Origin of the sequence: Mycobacterium sp. 852002-30065_SCH5024008, from assembly GCF_001665645.1 — a bacterium.
Classification (GTDB): domain Bacteria; phylum Actinomycetota; class Actinomycetes; order Mycobacteriales; family Mycobacteriaceae; genus Mycobacterium; species Mycobacterium paraffinicum.
In genome coordinates, this window is sequence record NZ_LZSZ01000183.1 from 1 (window position 1) to 1,796 (window position 1,796).

The 1,796-nt window shown below is 54.7% G+C and carries 1 protein-coding gene; it reads right to left on the reverse strand.

The genetic code is table 11. The features are described 5' to 3' along the window. Positions 1-800: 800 nt before the first annotated feature. On the reverse strand, positions 801-1,796 hold a 996-nt coding region (locus A5781_RS25340; protein ID WP_156624991.1), incomplete at its 5' end, for an alpha/beta fold hydrolase.

The window sequence follows — 1,796 nt, forward strand, 5'->3', positions numbered from 1 at the left end:
TCTTTAGTCCCCAATTATCCTCATGTCATGATCGCGGCGACGCCTCAAATACGTTGCGGCGCGGCTGAACCGCAAGCTGCGACGATGGCTGCTGGCAGCACTTCGAATGCCGGCATGCCGCTCTCATTACGCAAACTCGAGTCCACGGCTATGGTGTCCGGCGAAAGACATCGACCGCGACTGGTACGTGACTCGCGGCATCGAGCACGAGTCATATACGACTGCTGTCGAATTTCGCCTGCCTGCACCGCCAGCGATTCCAGTTGTGCTCCGGCGCCGCCTTTTCGGCGGCAACGCGCAGTTTGCTAAGGCCGGCCAACGTTCCAACCGCACCGGTCGCATACTGCGTTACAACTAACCGTAACGAAGGGGGAACGCCTTAGCCGTCAACACCGCTTCACGCCGCTGAACTCACTCGGCCTCTTGCAACACACAGGTTTGCCACAAAGTGCATACCGATACGCGTACTAGCAAGGCATGAGCTTGCGCAAGTTGCTACGGAATAGCTTGCACACGTTGACGTTCCCACATCTCAGGCGTCGGCTGGACGTTACGAACCGTAACACGGCATGCTGCGACGTTCGGTCCGCGAATATTAGCACCACCATTGGCACCACGAAAGCAAACCAGTGCGGGCTCCCACTGGACGCCGGCCAACGGCATCACGCCGAGACCGTCAGTTGGCTCAAGGGTCCGCTGCACGGATAGGTGACAGTTTCGGTTAGGCGGCCTGACTGGCCGGTGCAGATCAGCAACAGACGCACTGAAATGCTCAACTGCTAATCAACAATCCCAATTACCTAAGTCTCTAATAATAGTCTGAGCTGCTTTCCATATATCTTAAGTGATTTTGTACTCAACATCTCATGATGTGTACAGTCAATCGAGTGCTCCGTAATGTCGCCAGCGACATAAGGTCGCCAGCTTTTCAGCAAAGACAAACGTTGATTGCTTTCGCCCTGTGCGGCGGAAAATATGACAATACTGCCGTCGAAGACACCAGGAACATGCCCTAACAGATACGATTGATTAAGATTAACGTTTTGGACCATGGTTTTCAGCAGTTGCTTGGGTGGAAAAATAAGTTCCGCGGCGTCTCTTTGATAAATTAATCTCACAGCCTGCCGATAGGTCAGGGGCTCCGACTGGGACGAAATTTCTATGCGATTAGCCCGCAAGATGTGTTCCACATTTTTACCCTGGTCTATACCTTCCTTCCCCGTGCTGGCGCCCTTGGTGCCGAAGGTGGCGTCTAGTAGAACAAGATGTTGGACTACACACCCTCGTCTGCGGAGTTCAATGGCGAGTTCATGAGCTACGATGCCCCCAAAAGACCATCCGAGAATATTGTAAGGCCCGTCGGGATAAATGGCTTGGACCCTGTCTGCATAGCTGGCCGCCAAGGCATGAATCGATCCAGGTTGAGGTTCGCCGTTTTGCCCTATTTGGTTGATCCCAATAATCGGGCAATCCAAATAATCGCCCAGAGCGCGATTTCGCCAGCTAAGGCCGAAACCATCATGGATACAGAACAGCGGAACCCCGCTACCCTCCTTGAGCACCTCAACGGCAACTACCTCCACCGCCCCAGCATCGCTGGATATTCGCCGGCTCAAGCTTCTCACGGTGGGCGCCTCGAAGATGGTGCGTACCGGAAGACCCGCATTCAGGTCGGCGTTGATCGCGGTGATTAGGCGCATCGCCGACAACGACTCCCCACCCAGTTCGAAGAACGAGTCGTCGACCCCGACGCGTTCGAGTCCGAGGATTTGGGCGTAGATGTCGGCCAGGATTTC